Below are 18,062 nucleotides of genomic sequence, written 5' to 3' on the forward strand. Positions count from 1 at the left end.
CTCATCTTGGGGTGAGGTCGTGCATGACGCCCTCGAAATAGCCGAGGAAGGTCCCCATCATCGCCGCGAGCACCAGCGCGAAGATCAGGAAGCCGATCATGATCGAGAGCGGAGCACCGACGAAATAGACCTGCATCTGCGGCATCAGCCGCGCCAGCACCGCAAGCCCCATATTGAAGACGAGCCCGAAGACCAGAAACGGCGCCGAGAGCTGCAGGCCCAGCTTGAAAGCGGCGGCAAAGGCCCGCGTCGCCAACGAGGCGACGTCGCCGCTCGGCACCAATTCGCCCGGGGCAAAGATGTTGTAGCTGTCGTTCAGCGCCGCGATCACCAGGTGATGGCTGTCGGTCGCGAACAGCAAGGTCACGCCCAGCATGGTGAGGAAATTGCCGACCAGCACGCCCTGCTGGCCCTGGGTCGGATCGATCTCGGTGACGAAGCCGAGCCCCATCTGCTGGGCGATGACGGCGCCCGCGACCTGCAGGGCGGCCAAGGTCACGCGCGCGGTGGCGCCGAGCACGATGCCGATGATGATCTCGTGCAGCATCATCACCAATAGCGGCGTCAGCGCCTGCATATCGACCTGATAGGCCTGCCGGTGCAGCGGCAGGATGATCATCGTGAGCAGCAGCGCAATGGCGAGCTTGATGCGAACGGGAATGTTGCTCTCGCCGAGCCCCGGCAGCAGCATCACCATGGCGCCGATCCGGGCAAAGGCCAGCATGAAGGCTGCGGCCAGCGCCGGCAGGAATGAAATATCGATGCGCATCGCGCGCTGCGTCCGGGCCCCTGACGGCGCAAAGAGACAGTCGCGCCGCGGCGCACATTGCCCTATCCGCCGATGATTCGCGACGAGATCCGCATCATGTGGGAATGCAGCGCGTCGGCCATGAACGGCAATGCCAACAGCAACGTGACGAAGATCGCGATGATCTTCGGCACGAACACCAGGGTCTGCTCCTGGATCTGGGTCAGCGCCTGAAACAGCGAGACGATGACGCCGACGACGAGGCCGACCACCATCAAGGGCGACGAGACCACGACGATGGTCCAGATCGCATCGCGCGCGACATCCAGCGTTTCAGCTCCGGTCATTGGCAACGCCTTCCCCAGTGCATGTCCCGCGCCTCTCGACGGCGATCAGGAGGCCCAATAAACGAGTCTTCACCGATGGCTCGCGCAGCAACCGCACAAGCCCGTCCGATGTCCGAATTCGATGATCCGATGCGGCGTCAGATCGTCATCTTCATGATGTCTTCGTAGGACTGGATCACGCGATCGCGCACCGAGACCAGGGTCGACACCGCAACATCGGTCTCCGCCACCGCGGTCACCACGTCCATGACATTGGCCTTGCCTGAAGCCATCGCCACCGTCTGCGCATCGGACTTGCGGCCGGTCTCGACCACGCTCCCGATCGCGTCCTTCAACAGGGCGCTGAACGACGGACCAGAGTTCTCCTGCCCGTTCGCCGACCCGAGAAAGTCGCGCACGCGGGCGAGGCTGCCGAATGTATTGCCCGATCCGGCGGTGTCGAGCACGCGGGCGGAATTCGCATAAGCGTTCGCAGCGGAAATGGGGGAAGCCATGGCTAACGTTCCTATCCTAGGTCTTGAGAATGTCGAGCGTACGTTGGATCATGCGGCGGGTGGCGCCGATGACGTTCAGGTTCGCCTCGTAAGATCGCTGCGCATCGCGCATGTCGGTCATTTCGATCAGCGGGTTGACGTTCGGGTACTTGACATTGCCGGTCGCATCCGCGGCCGGGTTGCTGGGATCGTATTTGACGCGGAACGAAGACTGGTCCGGCACGACCTTGCCGAGGCCGACCACCTTTGCGTCGAGCGCACGGTCGAGCGCCGAGGTGAAGGTCGGGACCTTGCGGCGATAGGGATCGCCGCCGGCGGTCGCAGCCGTGGAGTCGGCATTGGCGATATTTTCCGAGATGACCCGCATCCGCCCCGCCTGCGCGCGCAGGCCCGAGGTCGCGATGCTCATCGATCGCAGAAAATCGCTTGTATCGTTCGACATGCTGGTCGTTCTCCGTGTCTAGCCGCGCGCCTCGACCCTTGCCCTCAGCCCTTGCCGATCGCTGTCTTCAAGAGGTGCAGGCTCTTGCCGTAGAGCGAGGTGACGGCGGCAAAGTCCATCTGGTTCGCCGAGACCTTCAGCATCTCGTCCTCGAGGCTGACGGCGTTGCCGGCCGGCCGGGTCTGGAAGCCCGCCTTGCGATTCTGATCGAAGCCCGTATTCTGGCCGGATGACGGTGCGATATGAGCGGTGCTGGTCAGGCTCAGCGGCAGCGGCGCGAAGGCGTTCGCCGGCGCGCCGGTTGAATCAAACTTCGGCTCAACCAGGTCGCGCGGCTTGAACTTCGGAGTATCCGAATTCGCGACATTTTCGGACAGGACGCGCTGCCGCTCCTGGTGCCATTGCATCTTGGTCCGCAACGCCGACAACACTGGAAGATCGTTGATGGACATTGCGCCGCTCCGCGTCCTGGGGCGTCTTCACCACCCGTTAAACTAGGCACAACTTGCCGTGCGTATGGTTAATGCGAAGTTAACGCGATGTGCGCCGCACCCCGGGAAAGTTCCGGGGCTTTACGATTTTTTTAGGCCTGTGGCAGGAACCGGGGCCCGCTGCACCAAATTGGGACGCGTGACCCCGCCAAGAAGTCGTTTTGGCCCGGCCGATTCATGGGTTATTAAGACCCCGGGCGGCAGTTCCTGCCGTGGGTCGTTAACACGTAGTTCCGCGCCTTCAGGCCCGTTCGCTGCGACCACCCTGCGCTCGAGCGGCGAAATGCGTTGATGGAAGCGGATTTGTAGGGGACCGACATGCCGGCACCACTCACATTTTTCTTTGCGTTCCTGGCCGTGCTGGCGCTGATCGGCCTTGCCGCGTGGCTGGTGCGTCGATTCGCAGGCAGCCGCCTGGGCACCAACACCAGTCGCGGGCGAATGCCGCGCCTCGCGGTGATCGATGCCGCCGCCATCGACGGCCGCCGCAGGCTCGTGCTGGTACGCCGGGACAACATGGAGCACCTGTTGATGATCGGTGGCCCGACCGACATCGTGGTCGAGTCCAATATCGTGCGCGCCATGCCCATGCGCGAGCAGCTGCCGCGGGCCGGCGTCGCGGCCGAATCGCCGCCCCCGCCACGAATCGCTCCGCTGCCGGACGCACCGGTCTGGCCGGAGAGCGAAGCGGCAAAGGCTGAGACGCCGGAGGCCCATGAGCCGCAGATGCCCGAATTGCCGCCGCGTCCGCTGCGGCCGGCCTTCGCCGACGAGCACCGCCGCCCGGCCCCGATCTTGAGCGAGCGGCGCGGTGAGCCTCGCAGCGAGGGGCGCGGCGATCTGGCCGATCGCCGTGAGCCGCTGACGGGGTTTGCGCCCGAGCCAATACCTGGACGTCCGGAGCAGCGACCCGAGCCCCGCCATGAATTGCGCGGCGAGCCGAGGATGGAACCTCGCCCCGAGCGAATGATGCCGCGCAGCGAGCCGGCCGCGCCGCGTCCATTGCGGCCGGCAGAACCTTCGCGTTTGCCGGAACTGCCGAAGGAGCCCGCCAAGGAAGCGCAAAGGGAATTCTCGAGGGAATTGCCGCGGGAACCTTCCAGGGAGTTGCCAAGGGAATTGACGAGGGAGGTGCCGCTGACGAGGGAGGTGCCGCGCCCGGCGCCGCTCCGCGCGGCCGAACGTGCGCCTGAGCGCCCCGCCGTGGCCCCGCCGCCCCCACCACCGTCGCCGCCAACGCCCGCTGCGCCGCCTCAACAGAGCGCCGAGGCCAATCTGGCCGAAATGGCGCAGCGTCTGGAGGCTGCTTTGCGCCGTCCCGCGGGCGAGCCGCCCGCACCGACCGCCGCGGCTCAGGAGCCGCCGGCGAGGCCCGCTGCGCGCAACGAGCCCCCGCCGCCCGCGGCGCCGCCCAAGAGCAGTTTCGAGAACCTCGAGGATGAGATGGCATCCCTGCTCGGCCGTCCGAAATCCAATCAGTGAGGGGCCTGCTCTCCCCGCGTAGAGTTCTGTTCCTTTTCGCCCTGATTGCCGCCGGTTCGCTGGCGGGGAGCGCGGCTGCCCAGGACATCAGCATCAATCTTGGGCCAGGCAATGGGGGCGTCACCGAGCGCGCGATCCAACTGATCGCGCTGCTGACGGTGCTGTCGATCGCACCGTCGATCCTGATCATGATGACGTCGTTCACGCGCATCGTCGTGGTGCTCTCATTGCTGCGCACGGCGATGGGCACCGCGACGGCGCCGCCGAACGCGGTCATCATCGCGCTGGCGATGTTCCTGACCGCCTTCGTGATGGGGCCGGTTCTGCAGAAGTCCTACGACGAGGGCGTCCGTCCGCTGATCGAGAACCAGATCAGCGTGGAGGACGCGCTGCAGCGCGCGGCGGTGCCGCTGCGCGGCTTCATGCAGAAGAACGTGCGCGAGAAGGACCTCAAGCTGTTTATGGATCTCTCAGGCGAGCCGCCGCCGGCGACGCCCGACGAGATGTCGCTGCGCATTCTCGTGCCCGCATTCATGATTTCCGAACTGAAGCGCGCCTTCGAGATCGGCTTCCTGCTGTTCCTGCCGTTCCTGATCATCGACCTCGTGGTCGCATCGGTCCTGATGTCGATGGGCATGATGATGCTGCCCCCCTCGACCATCTCGCTGCCGTTCAAGCTGATCTTCTTCGTGCTCGTCGACGGCTGGTCTCTGGTCGCGGGAAGCCTGGTGCAGAGCTACGGCGGATGAGCGTCGGCAGGCACCAAAGATGCGGCCTTTGTCCGACGCCGCGTTGGCAGCGCTTGAGGCTCAAGCGCTTGAGGCCGAGATCATGTTCCGAAGCCGGTTTCCAGTTTTCCGGATCATGCTCTAGCGAACAAAACTGAGATACGACGCGAGCGCCTCGATTTCATTCGGACCCAGCGCGCGCGCCACAATGGGCATCGGGGTGCTCATCCCCGAATGGTAGCCTTGGCCCCATTGCTCAAGTCGCGCCTTGAGGTAGAAATAGGCGAGCCCGCCAAGGCGTGGAATCTCGCGGATGCCTTCGGCATTCGGTCCGTGACAGGCATAGCATGAGGCGATGTTGGCCTCCGGGATTCCGTCCATGTAGATCGTCTTGCCCTTGGCGATCAGGCTCGGATCGCCGTCGTTGGCGGGCTTGGCCGGAATGGTGGCGAAATAGGCGGCCAGATCCCGTACGGAATCTGGATCGAGCGCGGCCACTGCGCCCCACATGTACTGCTTAGAAAAGGGATTGTCCCGCGAGTGATCGCGAAAGCTTCTGATCTGGCTTTCGAGATAGGCCGGCCGTTGTCCCGCCAATCTCGGCGCCACCATATAGCCTTGCGCGGACGTTCCATGACACCAGGTGCAATTGCGGACATTGGCGTCCCCTGCCGCCGCAGGGCCGATGCAGGACAGGACGAAGAGCAGAGCTACCGTCAATCCGGTGCGCTTCATGACCGCTCACTCTCGTGCATTCTGGTTGATCGGCTCGGCATTGGTCGACTTATGCCCCTTACTGCAAGTAGCTGACATAGGCGGCCACCGCTTCAACCTGCGATCTCGTCAGATTGTGTGCCGTCGGCGCCATCACCGCCGAGGTGTCCACTCCCGATCCCAGCCCCCGCACCTTGGACCAGCCGCTCAACTGGCCGACGGTGTATTCATAGAGTTGGCCCGCCAGCCGCGGGATTTCGTTCTGTCCCTTGCCATCGGGGCCGTGACAGGCCGAACACGCCGGCACATTGGACTCGGGAAGTCCTTCCTCATAGATTCGCTTGCCGACGCCTACGGCTCCTCGGGGCGCACCACCGATCGGCTTCGAATCAAGATTCTTCAGGTGCGTCGCCAGCGCCGAAATCATCGAGGGGCTGAGGGCGTGGGACACATTGGCCATGATGGGATTGGTGCGCCGGCGCTCGCTGAAGGCGCGCAACTGATTCTCGATATATTGCGGCTGCTGTCCCGCCAGCCGCGGCATCGGAAACCACCCCCGATAGCCTTGCGCCGACAGTCCATGGCAGGTCTTGCAGTACTCGAGCTTGGCTTCGAGGCCGCCTGTTGCAACGACTCCCCGCTCCGCGGCGTGCCCGGCGATCGGGAGGCCTACTGCCAGCGTCGAAGCCAGCAAGGTTCGGCGGAGGCCAGCCACGTGCCCTAGAACAACGAGCCATGATGCCGAGGTCGGGGCCATTACAGACCAGCCCCCCACATGTGGAAGTTCAGCCCGACCTTCACCACCTGGATGCTCTGCCCGATGGTCACCGGACCCGAGAAGCCGGTAAGCGGGTCGGTCATGTTCACGGTGCCGTGGCCGAACCCGTAATAGTCATATTCGAAATTGGCGGACCAATGCTGCGCGAAGGCCCAATCCACGCCTGCCCCCGCGGTCCAGCCGAACCTGTTCTCAAGTCCCCGGAAGTCATAGGGCACGCCGCCGAACGTACCGCTGACCTCGTATTTGTCGCCGGCGAGAGCGCCGCCAGCTTTTGCGTATACAAGCACGTTGTCGAAGGCGTATCCGACGCGCGCGGTCACGCTGGACAGAAAGTCCGTATTCGCCTGCACAGTGGCGACGTCGGGAATGCTGAGCGGAAGCGCGACTGTCTTGTTGGCCTTCATCGTCGAGCCAGAGGCCGCGCCCTCGATACCCACAACGACCGACGAGCCGGAAAACTGATAGTCGCAACCGATCTGGCCTCCGATGACCACCCCGCTCGGCCCCGGATTCACCGTGGTGACGCCGACGGTGCTGCCGGGAGCAATGAACGAGTCCTGGACGAGTTGCACGGGGTCGGTGACGTTCTTGGTCGCGAAGCCGCCGCCGAGGTGGAGGCCGCCATAGCAACTTGTCCAGTTGAAGCGCGCGGCGAAGGACGCTGGAGGAGCGACCGCCAGATCGGCCGCCGCAGCTGAACCTGCAGTGGCCATCGCCAGCGCTGCGACATTTGCGAAAAGCAATCTTCTCATCGGACCTCTCCCATGCGACGGAGCTACATCGCAAACCAAGCGTGGAGGAACAGCGAATTGTTGTCTTGGGCCCCGACCGCGGTGCCGTTGAACTTGTTGTAGTAGGTGTATTGCAGCCCGATGCGGGCGTTGAACCACGGCCAGCCAAAGGACTTGCTGGCGCCGAACGGGATGTAGGCAATCTCGGCCTGCCAGCCGTTGCTATTCGGGGTCATCGCCAGTCCGCTGACCGGATCGAGGCCGTAGAGATTGGCGTCGGCGGTGCCGCTGATATCAAAATACTGCCCGGTCAGGACGACACGATTATCGCTCCCGAGAGCGACCGAGCCTTGCAGCTTCAGGCTGTTGACCACGTTGGTCGGATTGGCTGCAGCCAGCATGGCGAAGCTTGCATCGAGCCGTTGGAATTCGCGGATGTAGCTGCCGCGCAGAGTCACCCAGAAATTGTCACCCTGATACTGGTATTGCGCATCGACGCCGACGTCCGTGAACTTGTTCGACAGCGGAAAGACATCCGTCGACCAGCTTGCAAAGCTCGTATCGATCCACGGATGCACGTCGAGATACATTCCGAAGGTGCCGAACATCAGCGAGTGCCGGCCCCAATGCGGCTCGACCGCTGCGCGCCAGTAAGGCGCTACGCCGCCGAGCTGGCCGGGCGCGCCAAATGGATCGGTGCCGAGTGCATTTTGCTGGCTGAAGCCGAGCGTCTTGTAGCCGGTGACCTCGAGATAGAGCAGATCATTGATCATCGCGTAGGCGCCGACGCCGCCGACATGCGCGGAAAACGCGCCTTCGATCATCGTCTTGGTGGCCGGCGTCGATGCAAGCGTCGATGCGGCGTAGGGGAAAGACCAGGCCGGCGTGGTGTTCCACAAGTCCTGCACCGTCGGATTGTTGTTGGCGGTGATGCCGTAGATGACGTCCAATGGACCGAGGCTGGCCTGTCCTGCAAAGCGGACGTCGGTGTTGTCCCACGTCCAGGTGTGTCCGAACGGATCGCCGAAGCCGCCCGCAGGCACCGCGTTGTACGTCACCTGCGCAAAGGCACCGACATTGCTGGTGATCGCCCCGCCCCAGAACATGCTGAACGGCGACAACACCGTGTTGTTGTTCGGACTGTAGGGATCGGTCGGCGGAGGCAGATCCGCTTGCGTGTGAGTGAAGCCGACGATCGCCATCATCGAAACCGGCGGCACCCAGACCTTGCTGTCATCACTTGCGGGCGGCGCATTGTTCGCGGGCGGCGCGCCGTTCACCCCGTTCGCATAGCCACGCAGCTTGTCGTATTCGGCCCGCACATTGATGGCGTCGTTCGAAGAAAACGGCGTCGTGCGAAACTGACCGCCCCCGGCGGTGTAGCCCAACAGCTTGAACCGCCGGCCATATGGAGTAAGCGCGGGAAAGTCGGTGTGACAGGTGCCGCAAGGCTGCCCGGTTTGGCGCGCGAAGCTCGGCAGCGCATTCGCCGGAGAGGTCGATCCGACCATGAGCGCGGCTGTGGCAATGATGGTGAGCCAGAGTGCGACAAAAAGACACCTGCCGCCCCCTGCGCTTGCCATGTATCTTGGTCCAAGCATCGCGTCCGCCCCCGCGGCGCTTTGACAGCGCTTCGGCCATCAGTAGGCCAAGGTTTTGACACTTCGCCAAGCAGTGTTGACTACTGCTCGGCTCTATTTCCGTGTGTCGCGACAATTCTGCCACTCCAGCTGCTTGTGCGACTAAGAAGCATATTCATGTCGCAACTTATCGTGCGTGCGAAGGGTTTGGCTCCTCACCTTCCGTGCACTCGCCGGCAAGACATACCGTCTCAGGTATCCCGCTCCGTGATCGGGGAGCGCGGCTAGAATCAACTGGACCGCGCCGACTTGCTGCGCGTAGCTTGCGCGTGTCAAACGCGGGGGCGTTCATGAACTTGCAATCGGCAAAGCGAGCAGCGGCTATTGTTATCCTCGTGTCCACCTGCACGATGGCACATGCGGAAGACAAAGCCGGTCAGGTGTCGAAGCAGGAACTCAAGGCGAAGACGGACTACTGCAAGACTTGCCACGGGATTGATGGACAAGGGTTTCGCGGGTCATTCCCGATGCCGCGACTGGCCGGTCAGCAGCCGGAATACATTGAAAATCAGCTGAAGGCCTTCATTGAACACCGTCGCAACAACCCGGTGATGTTCAACGTCGCGCACACGCTGAGTCCGGCAATGCTGGAGGCGCTCACGGGCGATTTCAAGGATCTGAATCCAAAGCCGCTCGGTGGCGCGCCGAAAGCACTCGTTTCCGAAGGCAAGAAGATCTACGAAGAGGGCGTTGCGAGCGCAAACGTCCCCCCTTGCGCATCATGTCATGGTCCTGAGGCGAAGGGAGATGGCCAGTTTCCGCGCCTTGCAGGTCAGCTCTACGACTACGTCACGAAGAAGCTGACCAACTGGGACAAGGAGCGCGGGCAGGACAAGGCCAATCCCGACAGCTCGGCCATCATGCAGCCTATCGCCCACGATCTGACCGAATCGCAGATCAAGGCCGTGGCCGCCTATGTCAGCCAATTGGATTAGCTCGGCTGCTGACTGCCCGCCATTTACGAGTGGACCTCACTCGGACAGCGCCGTCCAGACACCGATCCGAATTAGAACATCTGACAGGTTTTCAGGCCAGACCTGTTCGGACGTCGAGAGCAACTCTTCGGCCGACCACCAGTGATGAGTTGCCATCACCTCACGTTCCAGATCGGTCCAGCGTTCGGTTGAAGGCATCTGCGCAGCTTCGACCCTGATGAGGAAGAACCGCTCGTCGGCACGGACCATCTCGCCGTCCGGCATTTGGAAGGTCACGATGCGCTGATCGACGACCGGCCCTGGATCGTCGATGACGAGCCCGGTCTCCTCCAATAGTTCGCGGCGTGCGGCCTCCGTATAACTCTCACCTAGGTCAAGCCCACCGCCGGGCGTTGCCCAGAAGCTATGTCCGGCGAGCGCGCCTTTCGTGTGCTCAAACCTGAACAGGAGAATGCGATCCAACGGATCAAGGACCAGCAGCCGAGATGACGGGCGTTCGCGCATGATGCCGTCATTGTACGAGGTCCGGTGCGCCAAGCCCAGCGCCGGCGATCAACGGCCGGCCACCGCCTGTTTCACGCCCTTGATCTGCGGCAGGCTCCCGGTCGTGTCGGGCTCGGCACGGGCCGAATCCTTGCCGTCAGGCGATTTGCCGGTCGCGTCGGGAAAGCGCGCCCTCATATCGCGCAGGAAGCCGTCGAGCGTATCGACGCCTGCCGCCATCTTGGCGATCTGGGCGAATTCGGCGCTGGAGCCGCTCGCAGGCTTGCTCGCGACGTCGAAGGCCAGCTTGTCCGCCTCGCCGGTCATCAGCGGCGCGTATTTCTCACGGAAGCGCGCCAGGCCGATCGCGTCCTCCGCCAGCGCATAGCCGATCACCGCGCGGAGGATGTCGCCGCGCTCGGCCGGATTGAGTGGCCGGAAGTCGTGCCAGCGATCGCCGTAATAGAGCTCGATCTGTTCGGAGGCCTCGCGCCAGCGCCGCGACGCCCAATAGATGTCGGAGCGCAGCCTGATCGCCTCCCGCCCCGCGATATTGCTGATGATGTCGAGCGCGAGGTCGTGACGGCCGATATCGCTGTTCGCCCTCGCCTCGAGCAGAAGGCGTTGCTGCCGCAACTCGCCGGAGAGATCGGCGATGCGGGTGGTGCGCAGCGCCTCGAGAGCGCGGTCGGGCTTGCGGTTGGTCAGATACACCATCGCAAGCCGGGCCGCGACCTGGGCGCGTGCGGCGCCTTCGAGCCGATGGTCGATCTGATACTGCAACAGCTCGGCCGCCTGATCCAGGAGGTCGATACCGACCAGCCGATCGGCGAGCTTGCGGATCATCTCGTCGCCACGCCGGCCGATCGGGGTGAGCTCGCGGAATTCGTAGAAGATGCTGAGCGCATCGACCGGCGGCAATTCGTCGGCCTTGCCGGCGAGGAACAGCTGCGAGAACAGCGCGGACGCTGCGTCCTGCGCATTGCGCGCAACTTCTGAATTCGGCATCAGCCGCGTCGCCATGCGTGCGGCGCCAAGCGAATCGGCGTAGCGCCCGGCGTCGTTGTAGAGCTGCGCCATCATCTGCAAGGCCTGCACTTCGATCGCGTCGCCCCGCCAGACCGCCTGCAACCCTTCCAGCTCGTTCAGCGCGTCGGCCGGCTTGATCTCGCCGCGCTTCTGCAACAGCTTGATCTCGAGCAGCTTGGCTTCCGCGGCGGAGGCCCGGTCGTTGGATGCGACCGCGAAGCGATATTCGTCCAGCGCGTCCTTCTCCTGCGCCATCGCCTCCGCGAGCCGGCCGCGCAGCACCGCGATGGCGGGCTTCATGTCGGCGGGAACGCCGATCACCTCGAGCTCCGCGCGCCGCTTGGCCGCGCCGGCGTAGTCCTTGATCTCGATCGACGATTTCATCGCATCCGAGGTCACCACGCGCTGCAGTTCGAGCGGCAGCGAGGCGATGGCGAATTCGACATTCTTGAACTTCTCGCGGGCATCGGCAAACTTGCCCTGGCGTGCATAAGCGAGCCCCTTCCACATCTGGGAGTCGAAATTGTTGCCGATCGTCGGGCTCGCCAGATCCTTCAGGCCCTGCTCCGGCCGCCCCATCAGGATGCTCGCCACGGCGTGGATCATCAGCATCCCGGTCTCGTCGGTGCGCGGGTCGGCGTCGGAAATCATCAGATTGGTGATGCCCCTCGCCTCCGGATACATCTCACGCGCCATGTAGAAGCGCGCGAGCGCCAGCCGCGCCTGCGCCCGCTGCTCCGGCTCAGCCGCGGCCGACGCCTTGACGAGCGCATCCAGCCGCGTGTTGAAGGGCTGAGTGCGGTTCTGCCGCCATTCCTCGACGTCGAACAGCGGCCGCATCGCGGTCGCCGCGCGCTCGGGCGCATAGCCGATCGAGGACAGGGTCAGCCCGCCCGGCCGTCCGAGAATGACCTTGTCGGGCGCGATTTCGACCGCGACGTCATCCGAGTTCGGCCGCACGGCAATGCCGTGGATCGAGTCGAGCAGCGACAGGTCGACAAAGTCCTGCCGCTTGATGAAGCCGCGGATCGGCGGCGGCGCGGTGACGACGAGCAGCGTGTCGCCGGCATCCGGATCGGTCAGGCGGTGCAAGAGGCCGGGACCGGGATTTGCGAGCGGCACCATCACATTGGCCAGCGCGGGATCGGTGACGTTGCGCATCACCATCAAGGGCTGCTGCGTAGTCTGTCCCTTGTCGGCAAAGGTGAGCGTCCAGCTCTGGCCCTTGCCATCGTCGCTGCTCAAGGAATGCATCTGCGGCCGGTTAAGGCGAATGCGGATCGCCTGGCCCTTGTCGAGCGGCACCCGGTTCACCTCCCCGATCACGGCACCGCCCTTGGCCCGGATCGGCTCGACATCAAGCGGCTTGGTCGAATCGAATACCATCCACACCGTGTCACCCCGACGGAACAGCGCCGCCGGCGTCACCTGACCGAAATCGAAGGTCACGCGCAGCCCCTCGCTATCGCGCGTGGCCGTGACCGTCGCCGCGCCGGCGCGATCAGCGGGTTGCGCAGTCGTGGCAACCGGCTTGGCGGCCGCTTGCGTCATCGCTTCCGGCTTGGCCGGCTCCGCTTTTGCCGCGTCAAGCTTCGGCGGATTCGTCTTCTGAGCCTCCGCGCTCGCAAGCTCCGCTTTCGCCGGCTCGGGCTTTGCGACTTCGGTTTTGGCCGGCTCCGGCCTGGTCGCCTCCGCCTGCACGCTCGCCGCGGGCGGCGTCGGCGCCGCGGCGCTTTGCGCAGCCGGTGCGGCGGCCGCAGCGACCGGCATGGCCACCGGTGTCCTTGCTTGCGCGCTCATCTCGCGCGCGATCGTCTCCGAGGTCGGCGGCACGATCTCCGCATGCGGCTCGGCCTTGGGCTTCTCCGCGGGCGCGGCATTCGCTGCCGCGGGTTTGGCGGCCGGCAAGGTCTCGGGCAGCACCGTCGCGGTCTTCGGCTTGTCCGGCTGCACATAGGAGACGTCGATATTGTAGGTCTTGTCATCGCGGAATGCGCGGAGGTCGACATCGCCGATCAGGCCCATCTCCACCGTGGTCTTGGCGATCTCCGTCTTCTGGGTGATCGCCGCGATATTTGGCGGGGCCGCGATCTTGGCGTCGGCCAGGTCGAAGGTCAGCGGCGCGCCGAAGAACAGCAACAGCTTCTGCTCGTTCATCACCGAGGAGACGCCGACGCCATCCGGGATCTCGAACACGAAACGGACGAAGGTCGGCTGCACCAGGGCGCGGACACGGATCGGCGGCCGCTTCTTGGCTTCCAGTTCGGCGCGCTGCAGCCGCAGCGCCCGCTCGGCCGTGCGGGCCCGCTCCGCCAGTTCACGCACCACTTCGGCCGGCAGCGGCGGCGGCGGTCCGGTCCAGCTGTCCGGCAGCAGGTCGATGAACACGCGCTCGCCGGCGGTCATCGTGTTGACCTGAACCTTGCGCGACAGCGACAGGCGGAGCGCCGAACCATCGGGATCGCCGCGCGCCCCGGAGATGTAGTCAGGCGCGGCATCCACCCAGCGGTCGATCGGGATGTCGGCGGGCCGGTCGAACCGGACCAACAGGATCGAGCCGGCCGTAGTCACCTCGGTGCCGACATCCTCGGCGAATTTGAGCACCAGCCGGGCATAACCGTTGGCCACCGAGAGGCTCGCCTGGCCGGGCACCGGTTCGGCACGGCAGGCCGTCGACAGTGCAAGACCGATGACGAGCGCTAAAACCCAGCCAACTCCGGACCGCGCGCCAACGCGAGCCTGCGACCACAATCCGATGGAAGCCGTGCGCACCATGGTCAACTACTTTCAGTTCGACATCCGTCACGCGACGGACGAGCCCGGCCGTTGCGCCATATGAGACTAGCGACCGGCGTTTAAGGGCTCATTAAGCATCCAGTTCAATTGGTCTTCGCCGGCAGCACCTTGCCTTCGATCTTCGGCAGCTCGGCACTCACCTCGGCCGGCTTGTCGGCGCCGGCCCGCCGCGCCAGCTCGACCGTCAGCCGCTCGGCGGCTTCAGGCATCATCAATCCCAGAATGTCCGACATCTTGCGCGGCTGGATCTGCGATGCGATCTCGATCAGGACCGACATTTCGAGCCGGTCGAACACCTTGGCGGCATCCTTCGGCTTCATGCCTTCGTACATCGTCACGATGCTCTTGAAGCGCGCGCTGTCCGCCTCGCTCTTCTGGCTGCTCACCGCGGAGATGCGCTGCTCGATCGCCTTCATCTCATCGGTCTTGGTTTGGATGCGCTGCTCGGCCGCGCGCAACAGGCTCTCACGGATGTCGATCTCGCGCGCCCGCGCATCGAGCTCCTGGCGGCGTGACTGCAGCCGCTCGAGGATCGCCTTCTCGGCCGCCGACACGTTCTGCGGATTGTCCTCGGGATGCAGCACCACCCCCTCGGGCTTGGTCTCCGGCGCGGCCGGCTTCGGCGCCTCCTCCTTCTTGGCCTCCTTCGCGCCGTGCGTGGAGCCGGTGATGTCGGTCTCCACACCGCCCGGGAAGTTCAGGTTCTCCTGCGCCCATGACCGTCTGGTCGACTGCGGATCGTAGTCGAACACATAGGCGCCATCGAGCACGAGGCCGGCGACCTTGAGGACCGCGAGGCTTGCGATTGCGATCAGCGCGACGGGAATGACGCGGATATTACGGAACGATTTCATGCGGCAAGGCCACCGGACCTTCGACGTTCAGAGAAAGCCTGCGCCGCGGCAGCAACCGCCCTGGCGCCGGAGACCCTGGCGGGCTCGACTGCGGGCGCAGGCGCGGGCTGGGGCGCGACAACCGGCGCCGGCTCGGGTTCGGCCGATGTGGCCGGCCGCGCGGCGCTCGCGATTCGCGACAGCCTTCGGACCACCGCGTCGCTTTCCGCAAGCTGCCTTCTCAGCTGGTCCGACATCTGCGTCGCCGCTGTGAGCTGGTTGCCGAGATTTTCGTTCACGTCGCGCACCGCAAGCTTGAGGCCGCCGATCGCCCGCTCGGCGATTTCGGTCGCGGTGATCAGTTCCGCGATCACGGCCTTCAACGAGTGCTCATCGGCCTTCAGGCGCTTCAGCCTTGCATTCAACAGCATGCAGTAGCCGATGGTCAGCACCAGGAGAACCGCGACCAGGCTCTCGATGATCAATCCGAGGGAGTGGTTCATTGTGCCTCCATCAACTTGTTCTGTCCTTCCGCCCCTTCGAACATGGCGAGCGTGGTATTCGGCTTGCGCAAATTCTTCGTGACACGGATCGCGACGCGGTCGCCGACCCGGCCCATCCGCCCTTCCGTCAAGGTCGTGCTGCCGCAGCGGATCGCGACCAGCGCATCCGGGCGCATGTCGAGCGGCAAGGTGTCGCCGACCTTCAGCCGCATCAATTGCTTCAGCGGCACGTCGGCCTCGTAGAGCACGGCATCGACGGCGATCTCAGCCTGCGCGATCTCAGTGGCGAAGTGGCCTTCCCAGACCGGGTCACGGCCGAACTTTTCGCCCATGAACATCTGCAACAGCACCGGGCGGATCGGCTCGATGGTCGCATAAGGCAGCAGCAGCTCGACATTGCCGCCACGATCTTCCATGTCGATGCGCAGCTTCACCAGGATCGCTGCGTTGGCCGGACGGCTGATCGCGGCAAAACGCGGATTGGTTTCGAGCCGGTCGATGGTGAAGGTGACCGGTGACAGCGGCCGGAACGCCTGTTCGGCGTCCGCGAGCACCACCTCGATCAGGCGCTTGACGAGGTTGGTCTCGATTGTCGTGTAGGGTCGTCCCTCGACGCGCATCTGGCTGGTGCCGCGCCGGCCGCCCAGGAGCACGTCGATGATCGAATAGATCAGGGTGGAGTCGACGGTGGCGAGCCCGAAATTCTCCCACTCCTCGGCCTTGAAGACCGAGAGCACCGCAGGCAGCGGGATCGAGTTCATGTAGTCGCCGAACCGCACCGAGGTGATGCGGTCGAGCGTGACCTCGACATTGTCGGAGGTGAAATTGCGCAAGCTTGTCGTCATCAGCCGCACCAGGCGGTCGAAGACGATTTCGAGCATCGGCAGACGCTCGTAGGACACCATCGCCGAATCGATGATGGCGCGGATACCGGAATGGTCGTCGAGACTGACCTCGCCGGCGGTGAAGCCGAGCAGATTGTCGATCTCCTCCTGCGACAGCACCCGCTCGCCGCCGCCATTCTTGGTGGCGCCGAACTCGCGGCCGCCGTCCTCGACCATTTTGGCCCATTGCAGGGCCATCGACTCCGTGAGTTCATTGGCTGCTGCGGCTTCCGCGGCCTCGGTGGGATCCTCCGAATCGAGCGAGGCTTCCCATTGCGCGGCTATCGCATCTTGGTCGACTGGATCGTTGCCCGCCATGGCTGCAATTCCGTGCCTTACTGAACCACGATTTCCTTGAACAACACCGCGTTGACCTGGTTGGGTGCCAGCGCGACGTTGACCCGCTTGGTGAGCTCTTCCTTGAGCCGGAACAGGCCGGCGGAGCCGTTGAGGTCGCTCGGCCGCAATTCGCGCAAGTAGGTCTGGAAGATGTCGCTGACGCGCGGCAGGGTCGGCTTGATCGCCTCGACCTGCTTCTCCTCCTTCACTTCCAGCACGACCTTGACCTTGAGATATTGGACGCGGTCGCCGGGATTGCCGACCAGGTTGACCAGGAGATCAGGAACCTCGACGAAGGCCGGCGGCTTCGGCGGCGGCGCCGCTTCCGCATGCTGCTCTTCGCTCTTATGGCCGAAGAAGAAGAAATAGCCGGCACCGCCCATCGCCAGCAGCGCCAGCACGCCGACCGCCATGATGATCAGCTTTAACTTGCTCTTCGGGGCGCCTGCGCCTTGTTCGGCCTCGCCGGCACCGCCTTCATTCTCAGCCATGGCTTTCGGGTCCCCTTACGGAAATCGATCCGATGCCGCCAGAAAGCCCTATGACGCGATACCAACACGCTCCCAGCGCATCTGCGCTTGTTGGCTGAACGCTACGGTAACAATGGTTAATGGAAGCTTTCTTTTACGCGACCGGTGGGAAAAAGTTGCCGGGCAAACATGGTTGATGAGCGGTTATTGCCGGGTGTTTTGATCTGTCTCAAAATGACAATCGTTTGATTTTTCTTATCTTTTTGACTTGGCACGGTCTTCGCTATCCCCACTGCGACCCCCGTAAGGCTTGGGAGAGCCGAACGGGGTTCGATGACCACCCGTTAACGATCGCCTTGGGAGAGGCGCCGCTTGCGGGGTTCGTAAATCAGGGGAGCTTGACCGATGGAGAATTCGCTTCTCGTCGGATTGTCACGGCAGATGGTGCTGGAGCGACAACTCGACGTCGTTGCCAACAACGTCGCCAACGTCAACACCAACGGCTTCAAGGCCGATCAGCAGCTGTTCGAGGAATATCTCACCTCGGGCGCGCATGAAGACAATTTCCGCGGCAACGACCGCCGGGTCTCCTATGTGCAGGACCGCGGCACCTATCGCGACTTTTCGCAGGGCTCGTTTCAGCGCACCGGCAACCCGCTCGACATTGCCGTCCAGGGCGACGGCTTCCTGGTGGTGCAGACTGCCGGCGGCGAGCGCTACACCCGCGACGGCAGCCTGCATGTGAGCAACACCGGCCAGCTCGTCACGGCGGCAGGCGATCTGGTGCTCGGCACCGGCGGACCGATCACGCTGCAGCAGACCGACCACGACATCAACATCTCGCCGGATGGCACGGTCACGGTGGTCGAAGGCACCAATCCCACCGATTCGATCCGCGCCAAGCTGCGCCTGGTCAACTTCGCCGATCCGCAGGCCGCGCAGAAGCAGGGCAACAATCTCTACGCCGCCCAGAACGGCGTCGTGCCGCAGCAGGATACGAAGTCGACCATCCAGCAGGGCTACGTCGAGAAGTCGAACGTGAATGCGGTCGGCGAGATGAGCCGCATGGTCGAAGTGATGCGGTCCTACCAACAGGTCGCCACCATGCTGCAAGGCCAGAGCGACCTGCGCAAGAACGCGATCGAGAAACTCGCCGACGTTCCGGCCTGAACCTCGCAGAACACGAAGGAGA

19 protein-coding genes are annotated in these 18,062 nt (G+C 64.1%); 4 read left to right on the plus strand and 15 right to left on the minus strand.

Annotated elements, in window-relative coordinates; translation table 11 throughout:
- Window position 1: 1 nt before the first annotated feature.
- From fliR to flgB, 5 genes are all read right to left on the minus strand, one after another.
- A complete protein-coding gene (fliR, locus tag QXZ85_RS32865) occupies window positions 2-769 on the minus strand; it encodes a flagellar biosynthetic protein FliR (protein WP_315707173.1) in 768 nt (255 codons plus the stop codon).
- Between the two features lie 62 nt (window positions 770-831).
- A complete protein-coding gene (gene fliQ, locus QXZ85_RS32870; protein ID WP_008974330.1) occupies window positions 832-1,095 on the minus strand; it encodes a flagellar biosynthesis protein FliQ in 264 nt (87 codons plus the stop codon).
- A 137-nt stretch (window positions 1,096-1,232) separates the two neighbouring features.
- Window positions 1,233-1,589 (minus strand): flagellar hook-basal body complex protein FliE, encoded by a 357-nt coding sequence (gene fliE, locus QXZ85_RS32875; RefSeq protein ID WP_315707172.1) that lies wholly within the window; start codon window positions 1,587-1,589, stop codon window positions 1,233-1,235.
- Between the two features lie 16 nt (window positions 1,590-1,605).
- Entirely contained in the window at window positions 1,606-2,031 is a 426-nt protein-coding gene (flgC, locus tag QXZ85_RS32880) for a flagellar basal body rod protein FlgC (protein WP_315707171.1), read from the minus strand.
- 44 nt (window positions 2,032-2,075) lie between these two features.
- Window positions 2,076-2,483, minus strand: coding sequence for a flagellar basal body rod protein FlgB (gene flgB / locus QXZ85_RS32885; RefSeq protein WP_315707170.1), 408 nt, complete (start codon window positions 2,481-2,483; stop codon window positions 2,076-2,078).
- A gap of 357 nt (window positions 2,484-2,840) precedes the next feature.
- Between flgB and QXZ85_RS32890 the strand changes: the two genes are divergently transcribed.
- Both QXZ85_RS32890 and fliP read left to right on the plus strand, forming a co-directional pair.
- Window positions 2,841-4,004 (plus strand): flagellar biosynthetic protein FliO, encoded by a 1,164-nt coding sequence (locus QXZ85_RS32890; RefSeq protein WP_315806682.1) that lies wholly within the window; start codon window positions 2,841-2,843, stop codon window positions 4,002-4,004.
- Window positions 4,001-4,753: a flagellar type III secretion system pore protein FliP gene (gene fliP / locus QXZ85_RS32895; RefSeq protein ID WP_315707168.1), complete on the plus strand. Its 753-nt coding sequence runs from the start codon at window positions 4,001-4,003 to the stop codon at window positions 4,751-4,753. Before QXZ85_RS32890 ends, fliP begins: the two co-directional genes overlap by 4 nt.
- A 120-nt stretch (window positions 4,754-4,873) precedes the next feature.
- Here the strand turns inward: fliP and QXZ85_RS32900 are convergent, their stop codons facing one another.
- The 4 genes from QXZ85_RS32900 to QXZ85_RS32915 form a co-directional block, all read right to left on the minus strand.
- Window positions 4,874-5,467 (minus strand): c-type cytochrome, encoded by a 594-nt coding sequence (locus tag QXZ85_RS32900; protein ID WP_315707167.1) that lies wholly within the window; start codon window positions 5,465-5,467, stop codon window positions 4,874-4,876.
- A gap of 58 nt (window positions 5,468-5,525) precedes the next feature.
- Window positions 5,526-5,990: a c-type cytochrome gene (locus tag QXZ85_RS32905; protein WP_315707166.1), complete on the minus strand. Its 465-nt coding sequence runs from the start codon at window positions 5,988-5,990 to the stop codon at window positions 5,526-5,528.
- Window positions 5,991-6,202: 212 nt separating this feature from the next.
- On the minus strand, window positions 6,203-6,979 hold the full coding sequence (locus QXZ85_RS32910; RefSeq protein WP_315707165.1) for an outer membrane protein: 777 nt from the start codon (window positions 6,977-6,979) through the stop codon (window positions 6,203-6,205).
- A 23-nt stretch (window positions 6,980-7,002) separates the two neighbouring features.
- A complete protein-coding gene (locus QXZ85_RS32915) occupies window positions 7,003-8,541 on the minus strand; it encodes a cytochrome C (protein WP_315707164.1) in 1,539 nt (512 codons plus the stop codon).
- Window positions 8,542-8,888: 347 nt separating this feature from the next.
- Here QXZ85_RS32915 and QXZ85_RS32920 point away from each other — a divergent pair, with 347 nt between their 5' ends.
- On the plus strand, window positions 8,889-9,533 hold the full coding sequence (locus QXZ85_RS32920; RefSeq protein WP_315707163.1) for a c-type cytochrome: 645 nt from the start codon (window positions 8,889-8,891) through the stop codon (window positions 9,531-9,533).
- A 36-nt stretch (window positions 9,534-9,569) separates the two neighbouring features.
- Here QXZ85_RS32920 and QXZ85_RS32925 read toward each other — a convergent pair whose 3' ends face one another.
- The 6 genes from QXZ85_RS32925 to fliL all read right to left on the minus strand — a co-directional run bounded on the left by QXZ85_RS32925 (window position 9,570) and on the right by fliL (window position 16,891).
- Window positions 9,570-10,037: an NUDIX hydrolase gene (locus tag QXZ85_RS32925; RefSeq protein WP_315707162.1), complete on the minus strand. Its 468-nt coding sequence runs from the start codon at window positions 10,035-10,037 to the stop codon at window positions 9,570-9,572.
- A gap of 48 nt (window positions 10,038-10,085) precedes the next feature.
- Window positions 10,086-13,820: a tetratricopeptide repeat protein gene (locus QXZ85_RS32930; RefSeq protein WP_316175638.1), complete on the minus strand. Its 3,735-nt coding sequence runs from the start codon at window positions 13,818-13,820 to the stop codon at window positions 10,086-10,088.
- 104 nt (window positions 13,821-13,924) lie between these two features.
- Window positions 13,925-14,695, minus strand: a complete 771-nt coding sequence (locus tag QXZ85_RS32935; RefSeq protein WP_315707160.1) for a flagellar protein FlbB — start codon at window positions 14,693-14,695, stop codon at window positions 13,925-13,927.
- Window positions 14,692-15,177: a DUF6468 domain-containing protein gene (locus QXZ85_RS32940; RefSeq protein ID WP_315707159.1), complete on the minus strand. Its 486-nt coding sequence runs from the start codon at window positions 15,175-15,177 to the stop codon at window positions 14,692-14,694. The genes QXZ85_RS32935 and QXZ85_RS32940 overlap by 4 nt, the downstream gene beginning before the upstream one ends.
- Window positions 15,174-16,379: a flagellar motor switch protein FliM gene (fliM, locus tag QXZ85_RS32945; RefSeq protein ID WP_315707158.1), complete on the minus strand. Its 1,206-nt coding sequence runs from the start codon at window positions 16,377-16,379 to the stop codon at window positions 15,174-15,176. Before fliM ends, QXZ85_RS32940 begins: the two co-directional genes overlap by 4 nt.
- A 17-nt stretch (window positions 16,380-16,396) precedes the next feature.
- Complete coding sequence (gene fliL, locus QXZ85_RS32950; RefSeq protein WP_315766720.1) at window positions 16,397-16,891, minus strand: flagellar basal body-associated protein FliL; 495 nt, start codon at window positions 16,889-16,891, stop codon at window positions 16,397-16,399.
- Window positions 16,892-17,275: 384 nt separating this feature from the next.
- On the opposite strand from fliL, the gene flgF reads away from it, so the two are divergent.
- A complete protein-coding gene (gene flgF / locus QXZ85_RS32955) occupies window positions 17,276-18,040 on the plus strand; it encodes a flagellar basal-body rod protein FlgF (protein ID WP_315707156.1) in 765 nt (254 codons plus the stop codon).
- Window positions 18,041-18,062: the final 22 nt, after the last annotated feature.

The sequence above is a fragment of the Bradyrhizobium sp. SZCCHNGR1005 genome, assembly GCF_032489995.1.
Classification (GTDB): Bacteria; Pseudomonadota; Alphaproteobacteria; order Rhizobiales; family Xanthobacteraceae; genus Bradyrhizobium.

Excerpts from the sequence above, each read along its gene's own strand:
- fliL (WP_315766720.1), bottom strand. The coding sequence starts at position 16,891 with ATGGCTGAGAATGAAGGCGGTGCCGGCGAGGCCGAACAAGGCGCAGGC.
- QXZ85_RS32910 (WP_315707165.1), bottom strand. The coding sequence starts at position 6,979 with ATGAGAAGATTGCTTTTCGCAAATGTCGCAGCGCTGGCGATGGCCACT.
- flgC (WP_315707171.1), bottom strand. The coding sequence starts at position 2,031 with ATGTCGAACGATACAAGCGATTTTCTGCGATCGATGAGCATCGCGACC.
- fliR (WP_315707173.1), bottom strand. The coding sequence starts at position 769 with ATGCGCATCGATATTTCATTCCTGCCGGCGCTGGCCGCAGCCTTCATG.
- flgB (WP_315707170.1), bottom strand. The coding sequence starts at position 2,483 with ATGTCCATCAACGATCTTCCAGTGTTGTCGGCGTTGCGGACCAAGATG.
- QXZ85_RS32920 (WP_315707163.1), top strand. The coding sequence starts at position 8,889 with ATGAACTTGCAATCGGCAAAGCGAGCAGCGGCTATTGTTATCCTCGTG.
- QXZ85_RS32925 (WP_315707162.1), bottom strand. The coding sequence starts at position 10,037 with ATGCGCGAACGCCCGTCATCTCGGCTGCTGGTCCTTGATCCGTTGGAT.
- fliE (WP_315707172.1), bottom strand. The coding sequence starts at position 1,589 with ATGGCTTCCCCCATTTCCGCTGCGAACGCTTATGCGAATTCCGCCCGC.
- QXZ85_RS32915 (WP_315707164.1), bottom strand. The coding sequence starts at position 8,541 with ATGGCAAGCGCAGGGGGCGGCAGGTGTCTTTTTGTCGCACTCTGGCTC.
- QXZ85_RS32940 (WP_315707159.1), bottom strand. The coding sequence starts at position 15,177 with ATGAACCACTCCCTCGGATTGATCATCGAGAGCCTGGTCGCGGTTCTC.
- flgF (WP_315707156.1), top strand. The coding sequence starts at position 17,276 with ATGGAGAATTCGCTTCTCGTCGGATTGTCACGGCAGATGGTGCTGGAG.
- QXZ85_RS32930 (WP_316175638.1), bottom strand. The coding sequence starts at position 13,820 with ATGGTGCGCACGGCTTCCATCGGATTGTGGTCGCAGGCTCGCGTTGGC.
- QXZ85_RS32900 (WP_315707167.1), bottom strand. The coding sequence starts at position 5,467 with ATGAAGCGCACCGGATTGACGGTAGCTCTGCTCTTCGTCCTGTCCTGC.
- fliM (WP_315707158.1), bottom strand. The coding sequence starts at position 16,379 with ATGGCGGGCAACGATCCAGTCGACCAAGATGCGATAGCCGCGCAATGG.
- QXZ85_RS32935 (WP_315707160.1), bottom strand. The coding sequence starts at position 14,695 with ATGAAATCGTTCCGTAATATCCGCGTCATTCCCGTCGCGCTGATCGCA.
- fliQ (WP_008974330.1), bottom strand. The coding sequence starts at position 1,095 with ATGACCGGAGCTGAAACGCTGGATGTCGCGCGCGATGCGATCTGGACC.
- QXZ85_RS32905 (WP_315707166.1), bottom strand. The coding sequence starts at position 5,990 with ATGCCGCGGCTGGCGGGACAGCAGCCGCAATATATCGAGAATCAGTTG.
- QXZ85_RS32890 (WP_315806682.1), top strand. The coding sequence starts at position 2,841 with ATGCCGGCACCACTCACATTTTTCTTTGCGTTCCTGGCCGTGCTGGCG.